The sequence below is a fragment of the Mesorhizobium sp. RSR380A genome (assembly GCF_054719385.1).
Genome location: NZ_JBTTIB010000001.1, coordinates 4,304,745 through 4,326,925 on the forward strand (window position 1 = coordinate 4,304,745; position 22,181 = coordinate 4,326,925).

Here is a 22,181-nt window from a genome sequence, read left to right on the forward strand (position 1 = left end):
AGGTACGAAGTAGAGAATGGCAGCCAAAACGATCATCAGCCGGCCCATTTACGGAACCCTGTCCCCGCAGCCCGGCAAGCATCATCTTTTCGTGGCGGATGCGGAAGGCGCGCTGGCGATCGTCGATATGGCAAGGACGGCGCCCCCCGGCTTCTTCGACGGCGCCGAAATCGTCTTCATTCCCGGGGCCGACGGCAAGCACGTTGCCGCTCTTGAGGCACTGAAGTCCGCGCAATTTCATGTCGCGCCAACCTTCGCCAGCCTGCTGCCCCGGCTGAAGCAGACGCTTGCCAACGCGCATATGGGCCTGCGCCTCTATCTCGCCGGCACCGAAGGGCTGATCGGCCAGGCCATGCAGGTGGCGCTCGAAGCCGGCATCGATCATACCTCCATGCAGACCGAGCATCGCGGCTCATTGGCGCGGCGCATGCAGTGCGTGCATTGCAAAGGCATCACCGAAAATGTGACGACGCAGCCGGCCACCTGCGCGCATTGCGGCCTGCTGCTTCTGGTGCGCGATCATTATTCGCGACGGCTGGCAGCATTCCAGGGCGTCTGCATAAATGCCGAGGATCGCTCGGAGATCCCTCCCATAGAGGAGGTCTTCCCATGAGCACCGGCACCACCAAGCTCGATGTCGTCGTCAGCGACGTCGTCCCGGTCAACGAACTGGTGACGCGCTTCCATTTCCGCCGCCGTGACGGTGAGCTTTTGCCGACCTTTTCCGGCGGCGCCCATGTCGTGGTCGAGATGCGCGATGGCGACCGCACAAGGCTCAATCCCTATTCGCTGATGGGATCGCCGCTCGACACCCGCGAATACACCATCTCGGTGCGCCGCGACGATGTCGGCCGCGGCGGCTCGTTGTTCATGCACCGGAGCGTCAAGCCTGGCCTGGAGATGGTGGTCAGCTACCCCGTCAATCTGTTCTCGCTCGACCTCAGGGCAAAGAAGCATCTGATGCTTGCCGGCGGCATCGGGATCACGCCGTTCATGGCGCAGACCGCGCAGCTCGCCGGGTCCGGCGGCAATTTCGAGCTGCACTACACCTGCCGCACCGCCTCGCTCGGCACCTATGCCGATGTGCTGCAGGAGCGCTATGGCCGTCGCGTCCGGCTCTATCACGACGACCGCGACGAGCGCATCGAACTCGACCGTCTCTTGTCCTCGCAGCCGCTCGGCACCCATCTCTATGTCTGCGGCCCGGCCGGCATGATCAACTGGGTGCGCGAGCGCGCTGCGGCTCTCGGCTGGCCGGCGGAGACCGTGCACTACGAGCATTTCGCGGCACCCCAGCCCGGCCTGCCGTTCGACGTCACACTTGCCGTTAGCGGCAAGACCATCCGCGTCGGCGAGCAGCAGAGCCTGCTCGAAGCGATCGAGGCCGCCGGCGTCGATCCGCCCTATCTCTGCCGCGGCGGTGTCTGCGGCCAGTGCGAGACCAACGTCGTCTCGTATGACGGCAAGTTCATCCACAACGACCACTGGCTCAGCGAGGAAGACCATCGTTCCGGCTGCAAGATCATGCCGTGCGTGTCGCGCTTCGAAGGCAAGTCGCTGGTCCTGGAAAGATAGGAGGCCAGCTTGGGCATCACCTTTCGCAAGGAAACGTTTCGCGACGATTTCACCTTCAGGAACAGCCCGGAACACATCAGGCGGTTTCCGTTCCCGTTCCACGAAGACGCCTACATGTATGCGGTCAACATCGAGCCGCATGTGGTTGGCCCCAAGGGCAGCGTTCTGGAAAACCTGATCGACGTCGACGAGCACTATGTCGCCGAGATGCAGGACCGTGCACTGGTGCTGGCCGACGATCCGCTGCGCTGCCAGTCGCTGCCGCATATGACGCTGGCCGGCTGGGACCTGCTCGAACTTTTGATGGAGCAACAGGCACTTGGCTATCCCGAGCATTTCACCCTGACCCGCGACGGCGACCGCTGGCGCTGGATCAACCGGCCGCTCGGCATCGACGACACCTTCACCTTCGGCGACACCTCGACACTGCCTTACGGGCCGATGGAGTACATCACCCGCCAGAGCCAGGGTGATTTCTGCATTCTCGATCAGCGCGACGGCAATCTTTGGATGGACGCCGGCATGGTCACCACTCAGGCCGACTGGTCGCTCGATTTCGACATCGGCATGAATTTCTTCGAATGGCACGCGCCGGTGCCGCTGGCGCATGAGAAGGGGATTTTCGTCAGGGCGCTGAAGTTCCTCACCAACATCCAGCAGGGCAAGCCGGCGCGGCGTCTCAACTGGACGATGACCATCAACCCGCGCCTCGACACCAGTCCGGAGAATTACCACAAATGGGGCCCGGACCGCGCGACGGTGACGCCCGAAAATGTCGGCGACAAGGTGCATCTGCGCGTCGAACTGCAAAGCTTCTGGCGCCTGCCGCGCTCGAACGGCATCGTCTTCCCGATCCGCTGCTATCTCATCAAGATGGACGAACTGGTGACACAGCCGAAATGGGCAAGACGACTGCACCGGGTGATCCGGGATTTGCCGGAAGAGCTGGCCACCTACAAGGGCCTGACGCGGTATCGGCCGACGCTGCTCGAATGGCTGTCGAAGCTGGATGATGGCAGTGCTACGTCACCGGGGTTCGGGCCGGACTAAAGATGCCCACAAAGCTGCTGATCTCCCCCCAAGAGGGGGAGATGCCCGGCAGGGCAGAGGGGGGCGCCGTAGAGTGCCGGCCCTTGCCCAATGTCCATCCCAGCGCTTCGGCGAAGCTCACGGCGCGTCGCTCAGCCCAGCCACAATCACGACATGCTGGCAGACATTGTCGATATCGCGAATGACATCGTCGTTCCAGAAGCGCAGGACCGTCCAGCCCAGAGCTTCAAACTTGGCGGTTCTTGCGACGTCCGATTCCGACGTTTCGGCTTGGCCATGCTGGGAACCATCAAGCTCGATGATCAGCTTTTTGTCCGGGCACGCAAAATCGACGATATGGCCATCGATAGGCATCTGGCGCCGAAACTTCAGTCCCATCAGCCTGTGTGCCCTGATCTCGTTCCAAAGCTTGAGTTCGGCATCGGTCATCACCTTGCGCATCCTGCGCGCATTGCGGCGGTTGTTGGCGGAAACCAGATTATGCGTCATCGCGGTTCGCCCCCCTCTGTCCTGCCGGACATCTCCCCCTCAAGTGGGGAGATCGGATGTCACGTCGGCTTTCGCCGATCGCCGATGTTGCAAAGGGGGGGCCGTCGCGGCACTACTGATCTCCGCACGAGAGGATCAAGGGAAGATCGAACTCCTACCCCGCGCTCTGCGGATAGCAAATAATCGACAGATACCGCATCGGAAGTTTCGTCAGTTGCTCCGGCCCGTGCGGCGCGTCGGCGTCGAAGAACAGGCTGTCGCCCGGCTTCATCGGATAGAGGTTGCTGCCGTGCCGGTACACCACCTCGCCCTCCAGCATATAGAGGAATTCCATGCCCTCATGCTGGAAGGTCGGGAACACATCCGAATCCTCGGTCAGCGTAATCAGATAGGGCTCGACGACGACGCCGCTGGTGTTGGAGCCGATATGGCCGAGCAGATTGTATTGATGGCCGGCGCGGGTGCCGCGGCGTTCGACATCTAGCCCTTCGCCGGCCTTGACGAAGACGGCGCTGCGCTCTTCCTCGAATCGGCGGAAGAAGGCGGTGACGGGAACGCCGAGCGCCCTCGACAGCGCCTGCAGTGTGGTCAGCGACGGCGAGGTGATGCCGTTCTCGATCTTCGACAGCATGCCCAGCGAAATATCGGTGGCGACGGCGAGATCGGCGACGGTGATGCCGAGCTTCTTGCGGAAGGCGCGCACCTCGCGCCCGATCGCCACCTCCAGCACTTTTTCGCGCGTGTCGCGAATGGCGTGCGGATTCTGCGTCAGCGGCGCGCGGATGGTTTTTCCGTCCACGGAGGCCTTTGCCGGTGGCTTTGCCCTTGTCGAAGCAGTCTTGGAATCGGAACTTGTCTTCGCCATCTCGCCTCCGAATCCCCATGATTATTTCACTCCAGGTGAACATATTCGGTGCCGATACAGAAACGCAACCGCGCAGCAAGCCCCTTAAGTCGAATGGTGTCCGAACAGGATTTACGCCGTCATCCGTTTTTCCGGAAATCCGCTGGGGCGAAACGCGGTTTCTCCACAAGGCCTGTTGACAGCATCCAAGAGGCAATTACTGTCCTGTGAGTGAAATTTGTTTCGTAAGAGCAATTCCAAAAATCGAATGACACCGGGAGGCCTGCCATGAAAACGCGCGTTGCCGTCATTGGAGCGGGGCCATCCGGTCTGGCCCAGCTCAGGGCCTTCAAGTCGGCTGCCGACAAGGGCGCCGAGATCCCCGAAATCGTCTGCTTCGAAAAGCAGTCGGACTGGGGCGGCCTGTGGAACTACACCTGGCGCACCGGCCTCGACGAGCATGGCGACCCCGTCCACGGCTCGATGTACCGCTACCTCTGGTCGAACGGACCGAAGGAATGCCTGGAATTCGCCGACTATACGTTCGAGGAGCATTTCGGCCGCCCGATCGGATCCTACCCGCCGCGCGCCGTTTTGTGGGATTACATCAAGGGTCGCGTCGAGAAATCAGGCCTGCGCAAATGGGTGCGCTTCAACAGCCCGGTGCGCATGGTCACCTTCTCGGACGAGACGAGAAAATTCACCGTCACCGCGCATGACCGCACGAACGACGTCACCTACTCCGAGGAGTTCGACAATGTCGTCATTGCCTCAGGGCATTTCTCGGTTCCCAACGTTCCCTATTTCGAAGGCTTTTCGACGTTCAACGGCCGTATCCTGCACAGCCATGATTTCCGCGATGCCATGGAGTTCAAGGGCAAGGACATACTGATCATCGGCCGCTCCTATTCTGCCGAGGACATCGGCTCGCAGTGCTACAAATACGGCGCCAGATCGATCACTTCCAGCTACCGCTCCAAACCGATGGGGTTCAAATGGCCGGAGAACTGGAAGGAAGTACCGCTGCTGCAGAAGGTCGTCGGCAAGACGGCGCACTTCAAGGATGGCACCACCAAGGACGTCGACGCCATCATCCTGTGCACCGGCTACCTGCATTCCTTCCCGTTCCTCACGGAAGAGCTGAAACTGAAGACCGCCAATCGCATGTGGCCGGACGGGCTCTATGAGGGCGTCGTGTGGGAGAAGAACCCGAAACTGTCCTATATCGGCATGCAGGACCAGTTCTACACTTTCAACATGTTCGACGCCCAGGCTTGGTTCGCCCGCGACGTCATCATGGGCCGTATCAAGCTGCCGTCGGTACAGGCGATGGCCGAGCACGGCGCCAAGTGGCGGGCACGCGAAGAGACGCTGGAAGACGCCGAGCAGATGATCTGGTTCCAGGGCGACTACACCAAGGAATTGATGGACCAGACCGACTATCCCGGTTTCGACGTCGAGGCGGTCAACCAAACCTTCATGGAATGGGAGCACCACAAGGCGGAAGACATTATGAGCTTTCGCGACCACGCCTACCGCTCGCTGATGACCGGCACCATGGCGCCATTGCACCATACGCCCTGGCTGCAGGCGCTGGACGACTCGATGGAAAGCTATCTTCAGGTAAAGGGCGTCGCGGCGGAATAGGTCGGCGTGATGCAAAACAATGCGCCGGCACCGGCCCGGTTTCAATTCAGAGGGTAGTCGGGAGCCGCATCGGTCTCCGTCACCTTGACCCACACCAATTCGCTATAATAGGCGCCCTCCGGGCCGGTGCCGTACATAGACAGCCTGTCAGCCATCAGCAGATGTGTCATGTCGTTGAGTGCCCGGCCGGTCGGCTCCTCGGGCCAGGCGAAGACGCCGTCGGTTTTGGCGCCGAACCTCACATCGGTGCAGCCGAAATCGATCTCGACCTTCCAGGACAGCAACGGCCTGATATCGCTGGGCGGCGGGCGCGGCGGATCGGGCTGCTCGAAGTGATGGTCGACCGAGACTCTCGTCGGCACTGCCGGCGTGATGCCTTTGGCTTTGAAGGAGGCGATGGCGTCGTCGCCAAATCTTGCGAGCAGGCCAGCGTGCCATAACCGGTAGGTCGCGCGGAAAAAGCCGCTGACCCGGATAGATTTGCCGTCGTTGTTGAAGACGTTCACAGCGGCGTAGAAACGGCGCAGTCGTGGCGCCAGCGCCCGCCAGTCGCATTCGGCCGGTGTCCCCGGCGTCGCGATGAAATCCTCAAGCAGATCGCTGCCGCGCACATTGGCGTTCAGCACCGTGCAATCCTCACCATGGATATGCCAGTGCCGCCGGAGCTCGGCTGCTGCGATGCCGGGCTTGCGCAGCTCTTCCACCGAGGCGCGAACCCGAGCAATCGCGTAGGACGTAGCCGCATCCAACGTCTCAAACCCCGAAACCACATGCTCGCCGGTCTTGGCCTTGTCGAAGACGACGACAGTAAAAGGCGGTTCGCGCTGATCGGGCATTCGGCAGCAAGCTCAGGCTGGTCGAGGATGAAGCAGCTTTCCGCGCGAAAATGCGCCAAAGTCAAGAGCTGGAGCGCGGCCTGCCATTTCCAGAAGAGGCGAACTCCAGAAGAGGCGAAACCGTCTATCCGAGCCGTGCTTGAGCTTTCGCGGCTCAGGGGTCGGAAACCGACCGCGATGATGTTGATGGCAGGTTGTTGCCAGCCCGCGACAATGCCGCGACCCTGGACCGTGCGATGAACACTTCCTGGCCGAGATCGCGTGTGCCGGCCACGGGGCAGGTGATGATCATCACTTCAATCCAGCGGATAGTCGGGAGGCGCCTCCGTCTCGGTCACTTTGGCGGTTAGTATCTCGCAGTCGTTGGCCCAGTCGGGGCCATCGCCGCGCATGGCCATCATGTCGGCCATCAGCAGGAGCTGCATGGTTCTGAGCGCCCAGTCGGTGGGCTCTTGCGGCCAGGCGAAGATTCCGGCGGCGTCGCCGCCGAACTTCACGTCATGGCAGACGAAACCGACCTCGACCTTCCAGGATCGCAGCGTCACGCCTGGCGGCGGGTAGGGCGGGTCGGGCAGCTCGAAGTAATTGGCGACCATGAGCTTCGTCGGCTCCGCCGGCTCGATCCCCTTGGCCTTGAAGGCGGCAATGGCGTCGTCGCCAAAGCGCTCGAGGAGGCCGTCTCGCGTCAGCCTGTAGGTCGAGCGAAAGAAGCCGCCCGCCCAGACGGATTCGTTGTTGCCGTTGGAGATCAGTAGCGAGGCGCGGAAGCGGCGCAGCCTTGGTGCGAGAACTTGCCAGTTGCATTCGGCCGGCATCGACGGCGTCGCAATGAAATCGTCGAGTAGATCGCTGCCGCGCACTCCGGCGTTCAGCACCGAACAGTCTTCGCCATAGAAGTGCCAGAGCTGGCGAAGCTCAGCAGTGGCGATGCCGGGCTTGCGCAACTCCTCCACCGAGGCGCGAACCCGCGCAATGGCGTAGGACGTCGCCGCCTCCAGCGTCTCAAACCCCGAAACTACGTGCTCCCCGTCCGGCTCGCCGGTCTTGGCCATGTCGAAGACGAGTACGGCAAAAGGCGGTTCGCCGGGATTGGACATTCAACAATTATCCTAGTCTTGCCCGCGCCTTCGCCGTCCAGGCATTGAACAGCCGGTCTGCGACGATGCCGATGAAAGCGATGGCGAGACCCGCGACAATGCCGCGTCCGGAATCGGCCTTGGACAGCGCGATGAAGACTTCCTGGCCGAGGTCGCGTGTGCCGACCATGGCGCAGATGATGATCATCGCCAGCGCCATCAGGATCGTCTGGTTGACGCCGAGCATGATTTCGGGAAGCGCCAGTGGCAATTGTACCCGAAAGAAGGTCTGGCGCGGCGTGCAGCCGGAAACCTTCGCCGCCTCGATCAGCGCCGGCGGCACCTGCCGGATCCCGTGATTGGTGTAGCGGATCGCCGGCACCACGGCGAAGGCGACGGTGGCGATCATGGCGGTCACGTCGCCGACGCGGAACAGCATCACCACGGGAATGATAAAGCAGAAGGACGGCAGCACCTGCAGCGTGTCGATGATGGGCGTGACGATCTTTTCGAAGCGGTCGCTGCGCGCGGCCATCAGGCCAATCGGGATGCCGATCAGGCAAGCGATGAAGGCCGAGATGCCGCAGAGATAAACCGTCGCCATGGTCTTTTCCCACAGGCCGGTGACGGCGCAGAAGGCGGTCAGCGCGGCGACGAGGGCGGCGAGACGCAGGCCACCGAACTGGTAGCCGGCGAGGCCGAGCAGGGCCACCGCGCCGAGCCACGGAAAGCCTTCGCAGAAGGCGCGCAGCGGGTTCAGTACATTGAGGATGAGCGCCACGCGAAACGCTTCGATCACGTCGAAGAAGTTGATCGTCACCCAGCTCACCGCCGCCTTCCACAGTGGCGCAGTGGTGAAGGTGATCGCCTTCGGCACCGCCGCGAAGGCCGGTACGAACAGGCCGAGCAGCGTCGTCACGACCAGGATGGCGATGGCCAGCGACAGATTGGGATAGCGCCGCCAAACGCTCTGGTTCGCCTGCCGTTGAACGTGGCCTTTTGCCTGCTTATGCGCGATCGCCTGGCTCAGCCGGTCGAGCGCGATTGCGAGCGCCACAATGGCGAGCCCGGCTTCCATCGCTTCGCCGACCTTCAGCGCACGCAGCGCCAGCAGCACATCATAGCCGAGGCCGCCGGCGCCGATCATCGAGGCGATGATCACCATGTTCAGCGCCAGCATGATCACCTGGTTGACGCCGATCATCAGTGTCGGCCGCGCCGACGGCAGCAGCACGCGCCACAATTTCTGCCGCGCCGTGCAGCCGGCCATCTCTGAGAAATCGTCGATCTCGGAGGGCACCCGCGACAGACCCAGCATCGTTGCTCGCACCATGGGCGGCGTGGCGAAGATGGCGGTGGCGATCATCGCCGAGACCGGGCTGTTGCCGAACAGGAGCAGCATCGGGATGAGATAGGCGAAGGTCGGGATGGTCTGCATCAAATCGAGGGCAGGGGAGATGATCAGCCGCTCGGCCCATGGCTTGCGCCACGCCCAGATGCCGGCGAACAGGCCGGTGACGATGCAGAACGGCAACGCGATGGAAATCAGTGCCAGTGTCAGCATGGCGCTGGTCCATTGGCCGAACAGCGCGGTGTAGAGGAAACAGCCGCCGACCAGCATGCCGAGTTTTCTACCGCCCACGGCGTGCCCGGCGATGAAGGCGGCTACGCAGACGCCGATCCAGGACAGGCGCGGCAGGACATAGGCATCGGCACCGTGACCAATCTTGAAATTCTTGGCCAGCAGGTCGAGCGCGAAATCGAGGGGAACGCCGAGCACCGCGGTGATCGAGCGGGTCAGCCAGGACAAGTTCGACTTGATCCAGCGCATCAGCGCACTGACCCAGTCGGCGACCGGGATAACCGCCTCGGCCGGATAGTTGACGGCCCAGGGCAGCCTGTCCTGCAGCAGGAACACCGCGAGCACGGCGGCAAGTGCCAGCGCCCAGACCAGCAGCCAGCGCTGAACCGGCGTTCTTGTCTCGCTGGCGCTTGCCGTCACAATCATGCGCCGGCACTCGGTTTGTCGAGGCCGGCCAGCAGTCCGATAACGGCTTGCGGCGTCACCTCGCCGATCGACTTGCCGCTGCCGTTGACCACCGCGAACGGTTTTCCCGAAGCGACGATGCTGGCCGAGAAGCTGGCGATCCTGGCGTCGGGCGAAACCGTGCCGCCATGTTCGGCGCCATCGCAGGCACGCATCAGGCTGCGCGCCGAAATCACCTTGGCGCGGTCGACATCGCGGGTGAATTCGGCGACATAGTCGGTCGCTGGGTTGACAACCAGCTGTTCCGGCGTGCCGGTCTGGATGACCTCACCATCCTTCATGATGGCGATGCGGTCGGCGAGCCTGATCGCCTCGTCGAAATCATGGGTGATGAAAACGATGGTCTTGTGCAGCATGGTCTGCAGCCGCATCAGCTCGTCCTGCATCTCGCGGCGGATCAATGGGTCAAGCGCCGAGAACGGTTCGTCGAGGAACCAGATCTCCGGCTTGGTCGCGAGGCTGCGGGCGATGCCGACGCGCTGCTGCTGGCCGCCGGAGAGTTCGCGCGGATAGAAATGCTCGCGGCCGCGTAAGCCCACGAGATCGATCACCTCCCGCGCTCTCGCTTCGCGCGTCGGTCGGTCCTGGCCCTGGATGCTCAGGGGAAAGGCAATGTTGTCGAGCACGTTAAGATGCGGCAGCAGCGCAAAATTCTGGAACACCATACCCATGCGATGACGCCGCAGTTCGATCAGCGCCGCATCGGAAATCTTGAGCAGGTCGTTGCCTTCGAATTCGACCTTGCCGTAGGTCGGCTCGACCAGCCGCGACATGCAGCGCACCAGCGTCGACTTGCCGGAGCCGGACAGCCCCATGATGATGAAAATCTCGCCCTGGCGGATTTCGAGATCGACGGCGCGCACCGCGCCGACCAGTCCGGCGGCAGCGACATCGGCCATGCTGGCCTTGCCGGCACGCTCGCGGATGAAGCTGGCCGCGTTCGATCCGAACAGTTTCCAGACATTACGGCAGGCAAGCTTTATCGGCCGCACATCCTCCGGCGTGCCAGTTGCCTGCGGTTCAGTCGCTTCCGTCATCCAATGGTCCTTCTGGAAAATGGAGATAAGACCCGGCCGCTAGGGCCGGGTCTGGCTTCCAGTCAGGCGATCACTGCGCCCAGGCTTTCCAGTCGGCTTCGTGGGCGGCGATCCAGGCGGCGGCGACATCTTCGGGCGTCTTGCCGCCGAGGTCGATCTCGCCGCTCATCTTGTTGAGCTCATCGGTGTCGATCGTGTACGCCTTGGCCACCTTGTAGGCGACCGGCCATTTGTCCTTCATGCCGGACCAGGAGTATTTCCAGATTTCGCCATGCGGTTTGCCGCAATCATATTTGGCATCCGGGTTGGTGCCCCATTTCGGGTCGGTGTAGCACTCGGGCGTATACTCCGGGAATTCGACCCACTCGCCCTTGTACTTGGCCGGCGCCCAATGCGGCGAATAGATCCACAGCATGATCGGCGCCTTGCGCTGATAGGCCGAGTCCAACTCGGCGAACATCGCCGCGTCGGTGCCGGCATGGATGACGGTGAAGGGCAGCTTCAGCGCCTCGACGCGCTCGTCGTCAAAGCCTTCCCAGGTTACCGGGCCGCCGAGATAGCGGCCCTTCGGCGCCGTCTCCGCTGTCGAGAACGCCTCGGCGCATTTCGGGTCCTTCAGCGCTTCCCAATTGGGCAGGCCGGGGCATTTCTCCTTCATATATTCGGGAAACCACCATTCCTCCTTGGCCTTCGGCCCGAGCTTGCCCAGCCGCTCGGTCTGGCCGGTGGCGTCTGAAGCCTTCATCGCTTCGCCGGCCGTCGTGTCCCAGAACTCCAGGCCGACATCGAGGTCGCCATTGGTGAGACCGGTGGTCAGGCTGGAGAGGTAGTCGGCGGTGGGATACTCGACGGTGTAGCCAAGCTTTTCGAGGATGCCGCCAAGGATCTTGGCGTTGAGGTTGACGCTGGTCCAGTCGAACAGCGCGATCTTGATCGGGTCGTTGGATTCAGGTGCTGCTGCGTGGACCGGTGATGTAAGCGCACTTGCGGCGGCGAGTGCAAGGGCTGCCATTGATAGGTTCGAAATCACACTGCGAAATGACATGCTTGTTCTCCTGTCAAACCATGTGGAAATTTCTTGACCGTTCCCTTCTTGCGTCTTTTCTTGATTGTGTTGGAAAGGCGGGTCGTTGCGCAAGTTCGTTCGCACCATGCCATTGCCGCGGCCGCAACTTGCGCAGGCGAAATGGTTGCTCGACTTGGTGTTTATGTGATGCCGGGCGGGCCCGCGTCATGGCATCGGATGGATTGCTGCGTGAGCAATCGTCAACAGATCGATCGCCGCTCCAGCGGCGCTCTCAGACGTGCGAGCCATCAAGGTCCCATGGTCTCGGCCGGCGAGCTCGCCAAGGCCGTTTCATGAGATGAAATTATATATACCAACGTTCATGCGGCGCAACGGCTGATGCCCTGTGCACTGCGGAATTTCAGACTGGTCGATTGCCAACCGCCAGAGCTGACGTTCACGACATGATCAGGCCGCCATCGACATTGATGGTTTGGCCGGTGATGTAGGTGGCGTCGTCGCTGGCGAGAAAGCTGACCAGGCCGGACACGTCCTCGCCGCTGCCGGCGCGCCCCATCGGGATGTTCTTCACCCATTCGGCCATCAGCTCGCCGGGCTTGTAGTCACCCATCAGCTTGCCCCAGGCGGCGTCGTTGTAAGCCCACATGTCGGTGTCGATAATGCCGGGGCAGATCGCGTTGACGGTGATCTTTTCCTTGGCGACTTCCTTGGCCAGGCTCTGGGTAATGCCGACGACGCCGAACTTCGACGCCGCATAGTGCGGCGTGTAGATGAAACCCTGCCGCGCCTGGCCCGACGCCGTGTTGATCAGCCGGCCGCCATCGCCATGCTTGCGGATGCGGGCGATCGCTTCCTGACAGCACAGGAACACGCCCTTGGTGTTGACCGCCATCACCTTGTCCCACTCGGCCTCGGTCATCGCCTCGATGCGGGCGATGGTGATGACGCCGGCATTCTGCACCGAAATGTCGACGCGGCCGAATTCCTTCTCGGCGAGGTCGTACAGCGCGGTGACCTCATCCTTCCTGGTAACGTCCATGCGCATCGACGCGACCTTGGCGCCCGCGGCTTTCAGGCTGGCGGCGACGTCCTCGACGCGGGTATCGATGGCGCTGACCACGACCGCGGCACCTTCTTCGGCAAAGCGCTTCGCCATCGCCGCACCGATGCCGCCGCTCGCGCCGGTGATGACCGCAGTCTTGCCTTCAAAACGCTTCTGCACTTTTCTTCTCCTACCAGCAGACAAAGCCGCCATCGACGATCAGGTCGATGCCGGTGACGTAACTCGCGGCGCGGCTGGCCAGGAACACGGTCGGGCCGACCATTTCTTCCGGCGTCGCCATGCGCCCCATGGGCGTGTCGCGTTCGAAGATCTTGATCTGTTCGGCGACCTCCGGCCGCTTGTTCATCGGCGTCAGCGTGTAGCCTGGGCTCACCACATTGACGCGCAGGCCGCGATCGGCCCATTCCATTGCGAGGCTTTTCGACATGTGGATGACCGCCGCCTTCGACGAATTGTAATGCGCCTGGGTCAGGCCGCGATTGACGATCGAGCCCGACATCGAGGCGATGTTGATGATCGAGCCCTTGCGCCGCGTCAGCATGGCGCGCGCCTCGGCCTGGCAGGACAGGAACACGCCGCTGACATTCACGTCGTAGATATTCTGCCATTTTTCCAGCGGCAGCGTCTCGGCCGGCTCGGCCCCGGCGATGCCGGCATTGTTGACGGCGATGGTCAACGCGCCGAGTTCGTTCTCGGTGCGCTCGATCGCTGACGCGAGATCGGCCTCCGACGTCACCGTTCCGGTCAGCACCAGCGCCTTGCGGCCAAGTGCCGAAATCTTGTGCGCCGTCTCGTCCAGCCCGCCCTTGGAGGTGTGGCCGAAACAGGCTATGTCGGCGCCGGCTTCGGCGAGCCCGATGGCAATGGCCTGGCCAATGCCGCTGCCGGCGCCTGTTACCAGCGCTACGTCGCCGCTGAGATCGAATAGTTTCATGTTGTTCCCCCTCCTGAAATGAAGGGGCGCCAGTTTTTGCTGGCGCCCCGCGCGGTCCGGTCCTTGGGAGGATACCACCTGCTGCGCTTTGTTCCGACTCCTGTCCTCAGCTCGTGGCGAGTTCCATCACCGCGACATTGCTCGCCTCGCTGCGGTCGAGAATGCCGCGCTGGCGGCCGCGGCTCAGCACCAGCACCCGGTGCGACAGCCCCAGCACCTCCTCGAGGTCGGAGCTGACCACCACCACCGCCATACCGGAGCGGGCGAGGTCGGCGATGACGTCGTAGATCGCTGCGCGCGCACCGACATCGATGCCGCGCGTCGGCTCATCGAGGATGAACACCTTCGGCGGTCGCGACACCCATTTGGCGATGATCACCTTCTGCTGGTTGCCGCCGGAAAGCTTGCTGACCGCCTGGCCAGGTTTGCCCTTGACCCCGAGCCTTGCGATGCCGGCTTCGGCGAATTTCTGCACCGCTTTCGGAAACACCCAGCCTTTCGGCGCGACATGGTCGAAATTGCCGAACGCCAAATTCTCGCCGATGGTCTGGTCGAGCACGACGCCTTGCGCCTTGCGGTCTTCCGGCACCAGCACGACGCCGGCCTTGATGGCTGCCGCCGGCCCGCTGAGATGCACCGGTTTGCCGGCAACGCGCACCGAGCCCGACGAGATCGGATCGGCGCCGGCGATCGCCCGCACCAGTTCGGTGCGGCCGGCGCCGATCAGCCCGGCAATGCCGAGGATCTCGCCTGCTTTGACCGAGAAGGAGACGTTGTTGAAACTCTTCTCCGGCGAAGACAGGTTGTCGACCTCGAGCAGTGTTTCCTCGCGCGGCGGCGTCAAGTGCGGGAACATCCGCTCGACCGAGCGGCCGACCATCTGCTCCACCACGGTGCGCACGGGAATATCGGCGCGCTCGTGGCGGGCGACGATGCGTCCGTCGCGCATCACCACCACGCGGTCGGCAATCTGCGCGATCTCGTCGAGACGATGGCTGATATAGATGAAGGACATGCCTTCCGCCTTGAGCTTGCGGATCTGCTGGAACAAAAGCTCCGTTTCCTCGCCGCCGAGCGCTGCGGTCGGTTCGTCGAAGATCAGCAATTCGGCATTCAGCGTCAGGGCCTTGGCGATCTCGACCTGCTGCTGGGCGGCGATGCGCAGCGTGCCCACATTGCGCTCGGGCGAGACGTCGAGGCCAAGCCGCTTCAACTGCGCCGAGGCCCTGGCGTTCATCTCGGCGCGGTCGATGCGGCCGCCGCGCATCGGCAGGCGCCCGACATAGACGTTCTCCGCCACCGACAGATCCGGCAGCAGCTTCAGTTCCTGGTGGATCATGCCGACGCCGGCATCGATTGCCGCGGCAGGCGAGGCGGGGGAATAGGGCTTCCCCCGCCAGATGATGGTGCCCGCGTCGGGCCGGGTCGAGCCGGCGATGATGTTGGACACCGTCGACTTGCCGGCGCCGTTTTCGCCGAGCAGCGCCACGACCTCGCCCGGCCGCACCTCAAAGCTTGCATCGGCCAGGACCTGGACCGGTCCGTAGCTCTTGCAAAGGCCGTTGACGAAGAGCCCGTTGTGCGGGCTTTCGCTGTGGCGAGGATCAGGAGACATCGTGGTGCTCTCTTAAGCGGTGCCGTTCGTTACGGATGCTTGGCGATGAACTGCTCGACATTGTCCTTGGTGGTCAGCGTCGCATCCTGCAGCTGCTCGGCCGGAACGCTTTCGCCGGCCACCAGCTTGATCGCCGCATCGACGGCGAGACGGCCCATGCCTTGCGTCTGCTGCGTCGCGGTGACGTCGAACACGCCGTCCTTCAGCGCCTTGAGTGCGGCCACGTCGCCATCGAAGCCGGCAACCCAGACCTTGTGGCCGGGATTGGCGACCTTGACCGCCTGTGCCGCACCCAGCGCCAGCGCATCGGCCTGGCCGATGACGATGGAGACATCGGGATGCGACTGCAGCAGGTCCTGCGTCAGCTTGAAGCCTTCGTCCTGGTGCCAGCCTTCGCTCCACAATTCGCCGACCACCTTGATATCGGGATAGGCCTTGAGCGCTTCGCCGCAGCCCTTCGAGCGATCCACTTCCGGCGTGGTGCCCTTCTGGCCGTGGATGATGATCAGTTCGCCTTTGCCGCCGGCCTGCTTGGCGATGTAGTCGCACACCGCCTGCGCCGAGGCGACGCTGTTGGTGGCGATGAAGGTGTCGCCGGGCGCGCCGTCTGCGTTGCGGTCGACATTGACCACCGGAATGCCGGCGGCCTTGGCGGTCTTGGTCGGCACGGTGGCGGCTGTGGCGCCGGCCGGAATGTAGATCAGCGCGTCGATGTTCTGCGTGATCAAATCCTGTACCTGGCTGACCTGCGTTGCCGAATCGCCCTTGGCGTCGACGGTGACGATCTCGATGCCCTTCTCCTTGCCGTAGGCTTCGACCGACTGCTTGATCTGGTTGAAGAAGTCGGCCTGCAAATTGGCCACCGCGAGGCCGAGTTTCTTGGCCTCCTTGGCCGAGGCCATGTCGGTCAGGCCGAGCAGGGGAATGATTGCGGCAGCGGCGAGCAGCAGTGAACGTTTGGTGAGCATATGTTTCCTCCGTTGATAGTCAAACTGTCCCGCCAGCGCATCGCGCCCCTTGGAACATCCCAGTTTCGGATCGACCGATCCGTCTATCGCCCGGACGCTCCGGGCGAATTCTCAATTGTGCCCCGTTCTCTATCGCGCCCTGCGCCGCCAGGTATCGCTGGCGACCGCCAGCGCGATCACCACGCCGATTACCACCTGCTGGATGAAGGGCGAGACGCCGAGCAGATTGAGCCCGTTGCGCAGCACGCCGATGATGAGTACGCCGACCGCGGTGCCGCCGATCGAGCCGATGCCGCCCGACAGGCTGGCGCCGCCGATCACCACCGCCGCGATGGTGTCGAGCTCATAGCCGAGGCCGGAACTCGGCTGCACCGAATCCAGCCGCGCGGCGAGCACGATGCCGGCAAGACCCGCAAGCACGGCGCAGATGGCGTAGACCCAGTTGGTCAGCGACTTCACCGGAATGCCGGAGAGCCGCGCCACCTCGGCGCTGCCGCCGATGGCGTAAAGGCTGCGGCCGGCGGCGCGGTAGTTGAGGAAGATGGCGAAGACGATCGCCAGCACCATCATCACCCCGACTGTGACCGACAGAAAGCCGAAATGGCGGATGATCGACAGGCTGGTGAACCAGTCGGGAAAGCCGACGATCTGCGAGCCGTCGGTGATCATGTTGGCAAGGCCGCGCGCCACCGACATCATCGCCAGCGTCGCGATGAACGGCGGCAGCCGGGTGACGGTCACCAGCAGGCCGGACACCAGTCCGCAAAGGCCGGCGACGACCAGTGCTGCAACGACGCCGGCCGCAAGGCCGAGATTGAGATAGTCGGGGTGGGAGACAAAGCCCATCACCATGGCGGCCAGCGCCAGCACCGAGCCGACCGAGAGATCGATGCCGCCGATCAGGATCACCAGCGTCATGCCGATTGCCATGATGCCGAGCACCGTGATCTGGTCGAGCACGTTGAGGATGTTGCGCACGGTGAGGAACGTGTCGGTGGTCAGTGTCAGCGCCAGGCAGAGCAGCAGCAGTCCGATCAGCGGTCCCATGGTTCCGGCAAACAGTGCCGAAAGCTTCGCGGCCGTCGCACCTTGAGTGCCGGGCGCGGCTTTCAACTCGCCAGCCTTCGACTCGCTTGCATCATTACTCACGGCCACTTCGTCTCCTCCGTCAGCGAAACGGCGATGGCCTGCCGTCCGCTCTTGTTCACCAGGCACCTCCCTGTGAACAATTTATCTTTGATATGCAATTTTGTTCAGCTAAACTGTTCATTAGAAAATTGTCAAGAGCCGTTGCGCCATTCGGCGGTGGTTTGCGCCACAGGGCGGTTTGTCCTAGGGAAGGCCAGGGGGCGGCGCTTGCGGAAGATTTCCGAAATTTGCCGCGGGAGGGCAAAAGATGGCGACCGTCGAAAACGAGAAGGCCTCGCGCTTCCCCGATGCCGAGCTCAAGGCCCGGGCCGCCTGGCATTACTATGTCGAAGGCCTGACGCAAGAGCGCATTTCCGAGATCCTCGGCGTCGGCCGCATCAAGGTGCACCGGATCCTGTCGGCTGCTCGCGAGGAAGGCATTGTCCAGTTCCGCATTCGCGACAGTGTCGTCGAATGTGTGCAGCTCGAGGAGAGCCTGAAGCAGCGCTTTGGGCTAAGCCAGGCGGTCGTGGTGCCGTCGGCCGCTGATCGCAGCAACGCGCCGCTGATGATCGGCCACGCGGCTGCCGCCTATCTCGCCGACAACGTCAATGCCGGCGACGTCATTGCGCTGGGCTGGGGCCGGACGCTGAAATTCGCCATCAACGAATTGCCGAGGCGGCCGATTGCCAGGACGACGGTCGTCTCGATGCTCGGCGGCCTCACCCATGCGCAGCCGCTCAACCCGACCGAAAGCGCCTGGGAGTTCGCCGAAAAGATCGGCGCTGAATGTTTCCTGCTGCCGGTGCCGGTCTATGCCGACAAGCCGGAACAGCGCGATGCCTTCATGAGCCAGCGCAGCGTTCAGGATGTCGTCTTCCGCGCGCGCCGCGCCAACATCGCCGTGCTCAGCGTCGGCTCGTTTTCCAAGGACAGCCCGATCGCCAATTACGGCTTCATCAAACCGAGCGAACTCGAGGAATTGCAGGCGGCCGGCGCGGTCGGCGACCTCTTGTGCCATTTCATCGACGCCGAGGGCCACTCTGTCGACCATGAGGTCAACCGCCGCGTCTGCGCCTATCCGCTGCAGGATCTGTCCGATATTCCGAGCATCATCCTGGTGTCAGGCGGTCAGGAGAAGGTCGCCGTCATGCGCGCGGCGCTCGCCAACACCAGGATTTCGGTGCTCATTACCGATGAGGATGCGGCCAAAGGCCTGCTCAACCGTTGAGCGCTGTCGGCCTCGGTCAGAATTCGCAGGGCTCCGGACGACTGTCGTCCGACCAGTCGGCCAGTGCGATCGGCACGAATTTTCCCGCGACCGGTTTGCCGTCGTCCAGGTCCTTTGAAGCGGTGCCTTTGCCGGTGAGAAAATTGATGTCGCAGCCGCCCAGCGTCGTCTCGACCGAGCCGTCGGCTTTCTGCACATTCCAGTCCCAGTCGCGACTGTAGCCGGCGACAAGGAGTTTACCGCCGCGCCAGACGATGGTCAGCGTCGCATCCCATGATTTGTTGGCGCCGCAGCCGAAGCACGAGGTGACGACAAGCGATCCCTTGCCCTTGCTTTCGAGCCCGAGAATACGGTCCTGCGTCAGCGCCTTCTTGACGAAGTCAGGCTTGCGCGAAGGATCGAGCTTTCCTTCGCCGGCAGCCAGATAGATCGAGAGATCCGCCAGCCCGCTGTCGGAATCCGCCGCGATCGCGGCCCGATCCATCCTGCCGTCATTGTCCATGTCGAGCGTGACCTCGAAGGGCGGCTCGTCCTGCGCACGCGCCGTCATTGGAGCTGCCGCAAGCGCGACAATCCAGGGCAGGGCGGCAAGGTGAAATACTGCTTTCATGAGCCCGATGAGTCTAGCATTGGCCGGGCAGGACGCAAAATCGGCAAGCTGGGCAGGTTGGGCATGGGAGCCTCACGCAGGCAAGCTGCGCTTGAACTCAGATCGCACCGAGCCGCGCGTGGATGTCGCGTGTCGCGTGATAGAGGTCGCGGTAGATCGCCTTGCGCGCCCGGTAAGCCGGCACCAGCGTCATGTCAGGATCGACACGCCTGGCCGGCGCCGCCGCCATTGCCTTGGCGGCGTCTTCCGCCGAGGCGAACCAGCCGATCGCCGAAGCCGCCAGCATCGCCGCGCCAAGGGCCGCCGCCTCGTTGACCGGCGACACGAACAGCGGCCGCTCCAGCACGCTGGCCATGATCTTCATCAGCAGCGCCGAATTGGTGCCGCCGCCGGCGGCAATCATCTCTCCCGGCTTGCCGCCGCTTTCGGCCTCCATCGCCTCGCTGGCGATGGCCTGCTCCAAAGCGATGCCTTCCAGCGTGGCGCGGAAGAGATGCCTGGGCTCATGGTCGAGCGACAGGCCAACAACGGCGCCGCGCGCCGCGCCATCCCAATAGGGGCTCATGACGCCGGCCCAATAGGGCATGACCAAAAGACCGTCGCCGCCGGCCGCAACATCGACCGCACCCTTCTCCAGTTCTGCCGCGGAAGACGCGCCGGTGGTGCGCACGATCCAGTCGACCAGTTGCATGCCCGAGCGCAGCACGGTTTCCAGCATGAAGCCGGAGCCGGTCGGCGAGACCAGCGTGCGAAACGCGTCCGATGTGGTGACCGTGCCGGAATAGCAGCCGCTGACGACGCCGGAGCCGAGCGAGAGATAGCTCCTGCCGGCACCATAGACGCCCATGCCGAGACCCATGGCCTGGCCATCGCCGGCGCCGGCGACAATTGGCGTGCCCGCTTTGAGGCCAGTCAGCTGGGCAATGCTTTCGGCAAGGCCGCCGCAGATTTCGCTTGGGCCGATCAGCGCCGGCAACTGCCGTGGCTGCAGCCCTGCAGCCGCGACAAGCTCAGCGTGCCATTCGCCTGTCGCGACATCGAGCAAGCCGAGCGGGTCGGCACTTGCCGTGCTGGTTACCAGCCGTGCGGTCAGCCGGTGAACGAAGAAGCCATGAACATCGACCAGGGCGGCGGCGTTGGCCAGCACCTGCGGCTGGTGTTCCGCCAGCCAGGCGATGGCATAGAGCGCCGGCGTCGGATCCGGCGGCTTGCCGCTCCAGTCGCGGATCGTCTCGCGGCCAAGCTCGGCCGACAGCTTGGCGACTTGAGGCCGGGCGCGCTCGTCAAGCCACAGGATCGCCGGGATGAGCGGCGTGCCGGCCTGATCGATCAGGGTGAAGGTCTCGCGCTGATGGGCTATGGCAATTGCCGCCACGCGCGCGGCGCCGACCTTGTCGGCAACCTGCTTCAGCGCACTGATAAGGGCTGCCCACCAATGTTCGGCATCCTGCTCGAAATGGCCGGGCTTAGGATTGGCCAGCGGATAGGCCTCGCGCGCCTGGAACAGCTCCGCGCCGTCGCCGGTGAAGGCGATCGCCTTCACCGCCGTCGTCGAGGCATCGATCCCGATAACGACATCGTCCATCACAGGGAGATCCCGAAGGTTCAGGCGGCGTTGGTCACAAACTGTCCATCCGACTGGTCTAGACGGCGGCGGATCTGCGTTATCACCATCGAATCGTCGGGTACACAATTTTCATAGGTAAGGAAGTCGCCGGTCTTGACCGGCTTGACCACCTTGGCGCGTTCGGCAATCCCGAGCGGCAGCGCGCCCTTGGCGCGGGCGTCCTCCCAGGTCATGGCGAAGCCGCGATAGTCGTTCTCGCCGATCATGCCGAGCGATTGGCCCGCGCCGAGATCGCTCTTGGCCACCGCCACCGCTTCGGCGACCGGATGGTCGAGGGGCTCCATGTCGGCGCGTTTGTAGACAACGGCGCGCGCCGCCGACAGTGGTACTTCAAGGCTTGTCAGGTGATAGGGACGGTAGATCGTGAAATAGGGGCCCTTGCCGACCTTGAGGTCGACCATGCGCTCCAGCACGCGCGGATGCCTCGTTTCGATGATGCAGAACACGCCGGGCGCCACGCCCTTGCCGATGGAATAGTCGACCACGCCCTTGCGGTGCAGCACGCCGCCATCCTCGCGCGGGCAAAGCACGCTGGCCAGTTCCTCCAGCGTCGCCGTCGGGCCGTGCATGCCCGGCACGTCGGGCACCAGCCCGGTGGCGTTGGCGATAGCCACCATCTCGATCGCCGTCTTGGAACCGTCGACGAACTCGACCAGCATGCGCGCATTCATATTGCGCTCGGCCGCTTCCTTCTCGTAGTCGGCGGGCATGGCGTCGATCTTGAGCGGGTTGTTTTTGCCCTTGCCGGCGGCGATGATGTTGAAGCCGAGGCTCTTGGCGAAGCCGATGATCTCCAGCGTGCAGGCGGGTTCGTCGCCGGCCGCACCAGTGTAGACCACGCCGGCCTTGCGCGCTTCCTCCTTGAGGAAGCGGCCGATCGTAATGTCCGCCTCGACATTGAGCATGACGATGTGCTTGCCGTTCTTCATCACTTCGAGCGCAAACAGCGTGCCGATGTTGGGATTGCCTGTCGCGTCGATGATGACATCAATGCGGCCGGCCGCGGCCAGCGCATGCAGATCTTCGGTGACAGCGATCTTGCCGGCCTCGATGGCGCGGTCGATGGCAGAGGCGTTCGCAGCCTGGACGATGTCGGAGCGGTCATGGCCGGCGAGCAGTGCGGCATCGATCGCCGCTTGCGGCCGCACCTCGGAAATGGCACCGATCCGCATGCCCGGCATCAGCGCCACCTGGACGACGATGTCGGTGCCCATCTGCCCGGCGCCGGCGAGTCCGATGGTGATAGGCCCTTGGGCTTCAGCGCGCTGCAGAAGTTCCGCTGCAAATTGCGGATGGGCCATATCGCTTCCTCCAGTCATGACGCGCCGCAGCGTCAAATCATCATTTTGAACATTCCTATTTCCATTTGAAAAATAT

At 63.3% G+C, this 22,181-nt stretch carries 20 protein-coding genes; 5 read left to right on the forward strand and 15 right to left on the reverse strand.

Annotation, left to right across the window (positions count from 1 at the left end):
• Positions 1 to 16: 16 nt before the first annotated feature.
• Genes ACYG9Z_RS20620 through ACYG9Z_RS20630 form a run of 3 tightly spaced genes read left to right on the forward strand, consistent with a single transcriptional unit; the run spans position 17 to position 2,625 of the window.
• The gene (locus tag ACYG9Z_RS20620; protein ID WP_023668542.1) at positions 17 to 613 is read left to right on the forward strand and encodes a dimethylamine monooxygenase subunit DmmA family protein; all 597 of its coding nucleotides are present in this window, start codon (positions 17 to 19) and stop codon (positions 611 to 613) included.
• A complete protein-coding gene (locus tag ACYG9Z_RS20625) occupies positions 610 to 1,575 on the forward strand; it encodes a PDR/VanB family oxidoreductase (RefSeq protein ID WP_023687064.1) in 966 nt (321 codons plus the stop codon). Before ACYG9Z_RS20620 ends, ACYG9Z_RS20625 begins: the two co-directional genes overlap by 4 nt.
• Positions 1,576 to 1,584: 9 nt before the next feature.
• Entirely contained in the window at positions 1,585 to 2,625 is a 1,041-nt protein-coding gene (locus tag ACYG9Z_RS20630; RefSeq protein ID WP_023752577.1) for a heme-dependent oxidative N-demethylase family protein, read from the forward strand.
• Positions 2,626 to 2,742: 117 nt separating this feature from the next.
• Here ACYG9Z_RS20630 and ACYG9Z_RS20635 read toward each other — a convergent pair whose 3' ends face one another.
• Both ACYG9Z_RS20635 and ACYG9Z_RS20640 read right to left on the reverse strand, forming a co-directional pair.
• The gene (locus ACYG9Z_RS20635) at positions 2,743 to 3,114 is read right to left on the reverse strand and encodes an endonuclease domain-containing protein (protein ID WP_023752578.1); all 372 of its coding nucleotides are present in this window, start codon (positions 3,112 to 3,114) and stop codon (positions 2,743 to 2,745) included.
• Between the two features lie 154 nt (positions 3,115 to 3,268).
• Positions 3,269 to 3,979 carry a helix-turn-helix domain-containing protein gene (locus tag ACYG9Z_RS20640; RefSeq protein ID WP_023687066.1) on the reverse strand — a complete coding sequence of 237 codons (711 nt, stop codon included), beginning with the start codon at positions 3,977 to 3,979 and terminating at the stop codon, positions 3,269 to 3,271.
• Between the two features lie 267 nt (positions 3,980 to 4,246).
• Here ACYG9Z_RS20640 and ACYG9Z_RS20645 point away from each other — a divergent pair, with 267 nt between their 5' ends.
• On the forward strand, positions 4,247 to 5,605 hold the full coding sequence (locus ACYG9Z_RS20645; RefSeq protein ID WP_023747954.1) for an NAD(P)-binding domain-containing protein: 1,359 nt from the start codon (positions 4,247 to 4,249) through the stop codon (positions 5,603 to 5,605).
• 41 nt (positions 5,606 to 5,646) lie between these two features.
• Here ACYG9Z_RS20645 and ACYG9Z_RS20650 read toward each other — a convergent pair whose 3' ends face one another.
• The 10 genes from ACYG9Z_RS20650 to ACYG9Z_RS20695 all read right to left on the reverse strand — a co-directional run bounded on the left by ACYG9Z_RS20650 (position 5,647) and on the right by ACYG9Z_RS20695 (position 17,321).
• Positions 5,647 to 6,441: a hypothetical protein gene (locus tag ACYG9Z_RS20650; RefSeq protein ID WP_023747953.1), complete on the reverse strand. Its 795-nt coding sequence runs from the start codon at positions 6,439 to 6,441 to the stop codon at positions 5,647 to 5,649.
• A gap of 296 nt (positions 6,442 to 6,737) precedes the next feature.
• The gene (locus ACYG9Z_RS20655; protein WP_023747952.1) at positions 6,738 to 7,538 is read right to left on the reverse strand and encodes a hypothetical protein; all 801 of its coding nucleotides are present in this window, start codon (positions 7,536 to 7,538) and stop codon (positions 6,738 to 6,740) included.
• Between the two features lie 7 nt (positions 7,539 to 7,545).
• A complete protein-coding gene (locus tag ACYG9Z_RS20660; RefSeq protein WP_023747951.1) occupies positions 7,546 to 9,525 on the reverse strand; it encodes an ABC transporter permease in 1,980 nt (659 codons plus the stop codon).
• Complete coding sequence (locus ACYG9Z_RS20665; protein ID WP_023752579.1) at positions 9,522 to 10,601, reverse strand: quaternary amine ABC transporter ATP-binding protein; 1,080 nt, start codon at positions 10,599 to 10,601, stop codon at positions 9,522 to 9,524. The genes ACYG9Z_RS20660 and ACYG9Z_RS20665 overlap by 4 nt, the downstream gene beginning before the upstream one ends.
• A 70-nt stretch (positions 10,602 to 10,671) precedes the next feature.
• Positions 10,672 to 11,646, reverse strand: a complete 975-nt coding sequence (locus ACYG9Z_RS20670; RefSeq protein WP_023716139.1) for an ABC transporter substrate-binding protein — start codon at positions 11,644 to 11,646, stop codon at positions 10,672 to 10,674.
• Between the two features lie 418 nt (positions 11,647 to 12,064).
• Complete coding sequence (locus ACYG9Z_RS20675) at positions 12,065 to 12,883, reverse strand: glucose 1-dehydrogenase (protein ID WP_050586867.1); 819 nt, start codon at positions 12,881 to 12,883, stop codon at positions 12,065 to 12,067.
• Positions 12,861 to 13,625, reverse strand: coding sequence for an SDR family oxidoreductase (locus ACYG9Z_RS20680; RefSeq protein ID WP_023752581.1), 765 nt, complete (start codon positions 13,623 to 13,625; stop codon positions 12,861 to 12,863). The genes ACYG9Z_RS20675 and ACYG9Z_RS20680 overlap by 23 nt, the downstream gene beginning before the upstream one ends.
• A gap of 106 nt (positions 13,626 to 13,731) precedes the next feature.
• A complete protein-coding gene (locus ACYG9Z_RS20685) occupies positions 13,732 to 15,240 on the reverse strand; it encodes a sugar ABC transporter ATP-binding protein (RefSeq protein ID WP_023752582.1) in 1,509 nt (502 codons plus the stop codon).
• Positions 15,241 to 15,269: 29 nt separating this feature from the next.
• Complete coding sequence (locus ACYG9Z_RS20690) at positions 15,270 to 16,208, reverse strand: sugar ABC transporter substrate-binding protein (RefSeq protein WP_023684414.1); 939 nt, start codon at positions 16,206 to 16,208, stop codon at positions 15,270 to 15,272.
• Between the two features lie 129 nt (positions 16,209 to 16,337).
• A complete protein-coding gene (locus ACYG9Z_RS20695) occupies positions 16,338 to 17,321 on the reverse strand; it encodes an ABC transporter permease (RefSeq protein ID WP_050586871.1) in 984 nt (327 codons plus the stop codon).
• Positions 17,322 to 17,604: 283 nt separating this feature from the next.
• On the opposite strand from ACYG9Z_RS20695, the gene ACYG9Z_RS20700 reads away from it, so the two are divergent.
• Positions 17,605 to 18,567 carry a sugar-binding transcriptional regulator gene (locus tag ACYG9Z_RS20700; protein WP_023684411.1) on the forward strand — a complete coding sequence of 321 codons (963 nt, stop codon included), beginning with the start codon at positions 17,605 to 17,607 and terminating at the stop codon, positions 18,565 to 18,567.
• A 16-nt stretch (positions 18,568 to 18,583) separates the two neighbouring features.
• Here the strand turns inward: ACYG9Z_RS20700 and ACYG9Z_RS20705 are convergent, their stop codons facing one another.
• The 3 genes from ACYG9Z_RS20705 to ACYG9Z_RS20715 form a co-directional block, all read right to left on the reverse strand.
• Positions 18,584 to 19,177: a hypothetical protein gene (locus ACYG9Z_RS20705; protein ID WP_198020727.1), complete on the reverse strand. Its 594-nt coding sequence runs from the start codon at positions 19,175 to 19,177 to the stop codon at positions 18,584 to 18,586.
• A 97-nt stretch (positions 19,178 to 19,274) separates the two neighbouring features.
• Entirely contained in the window at positions 19,275 to 20,762 is a 1,488-nt protein-coding gene (locus tag ACYG9Z_RS20710) for a xylulokinase (protein ID WP_023752585.1), read from the reverse strand.
• Positions 20,763 to 20,782: 20 nt separating this feature from the next.
• Positions 20,783 to 22,105, reverse strand: a complete 1,323-nt coding sequence (locus tag ACYG9Z_RS20715; protein ID WP_023668524.1) for an NAD(P)H-dependent oxidoreductase — start codon at positions 22,103 to 22,105, stop codon at positions 20,783 to 20,785.
• Positions 22,106 to 22,181 lie beyond the last annotated feature (76 nt).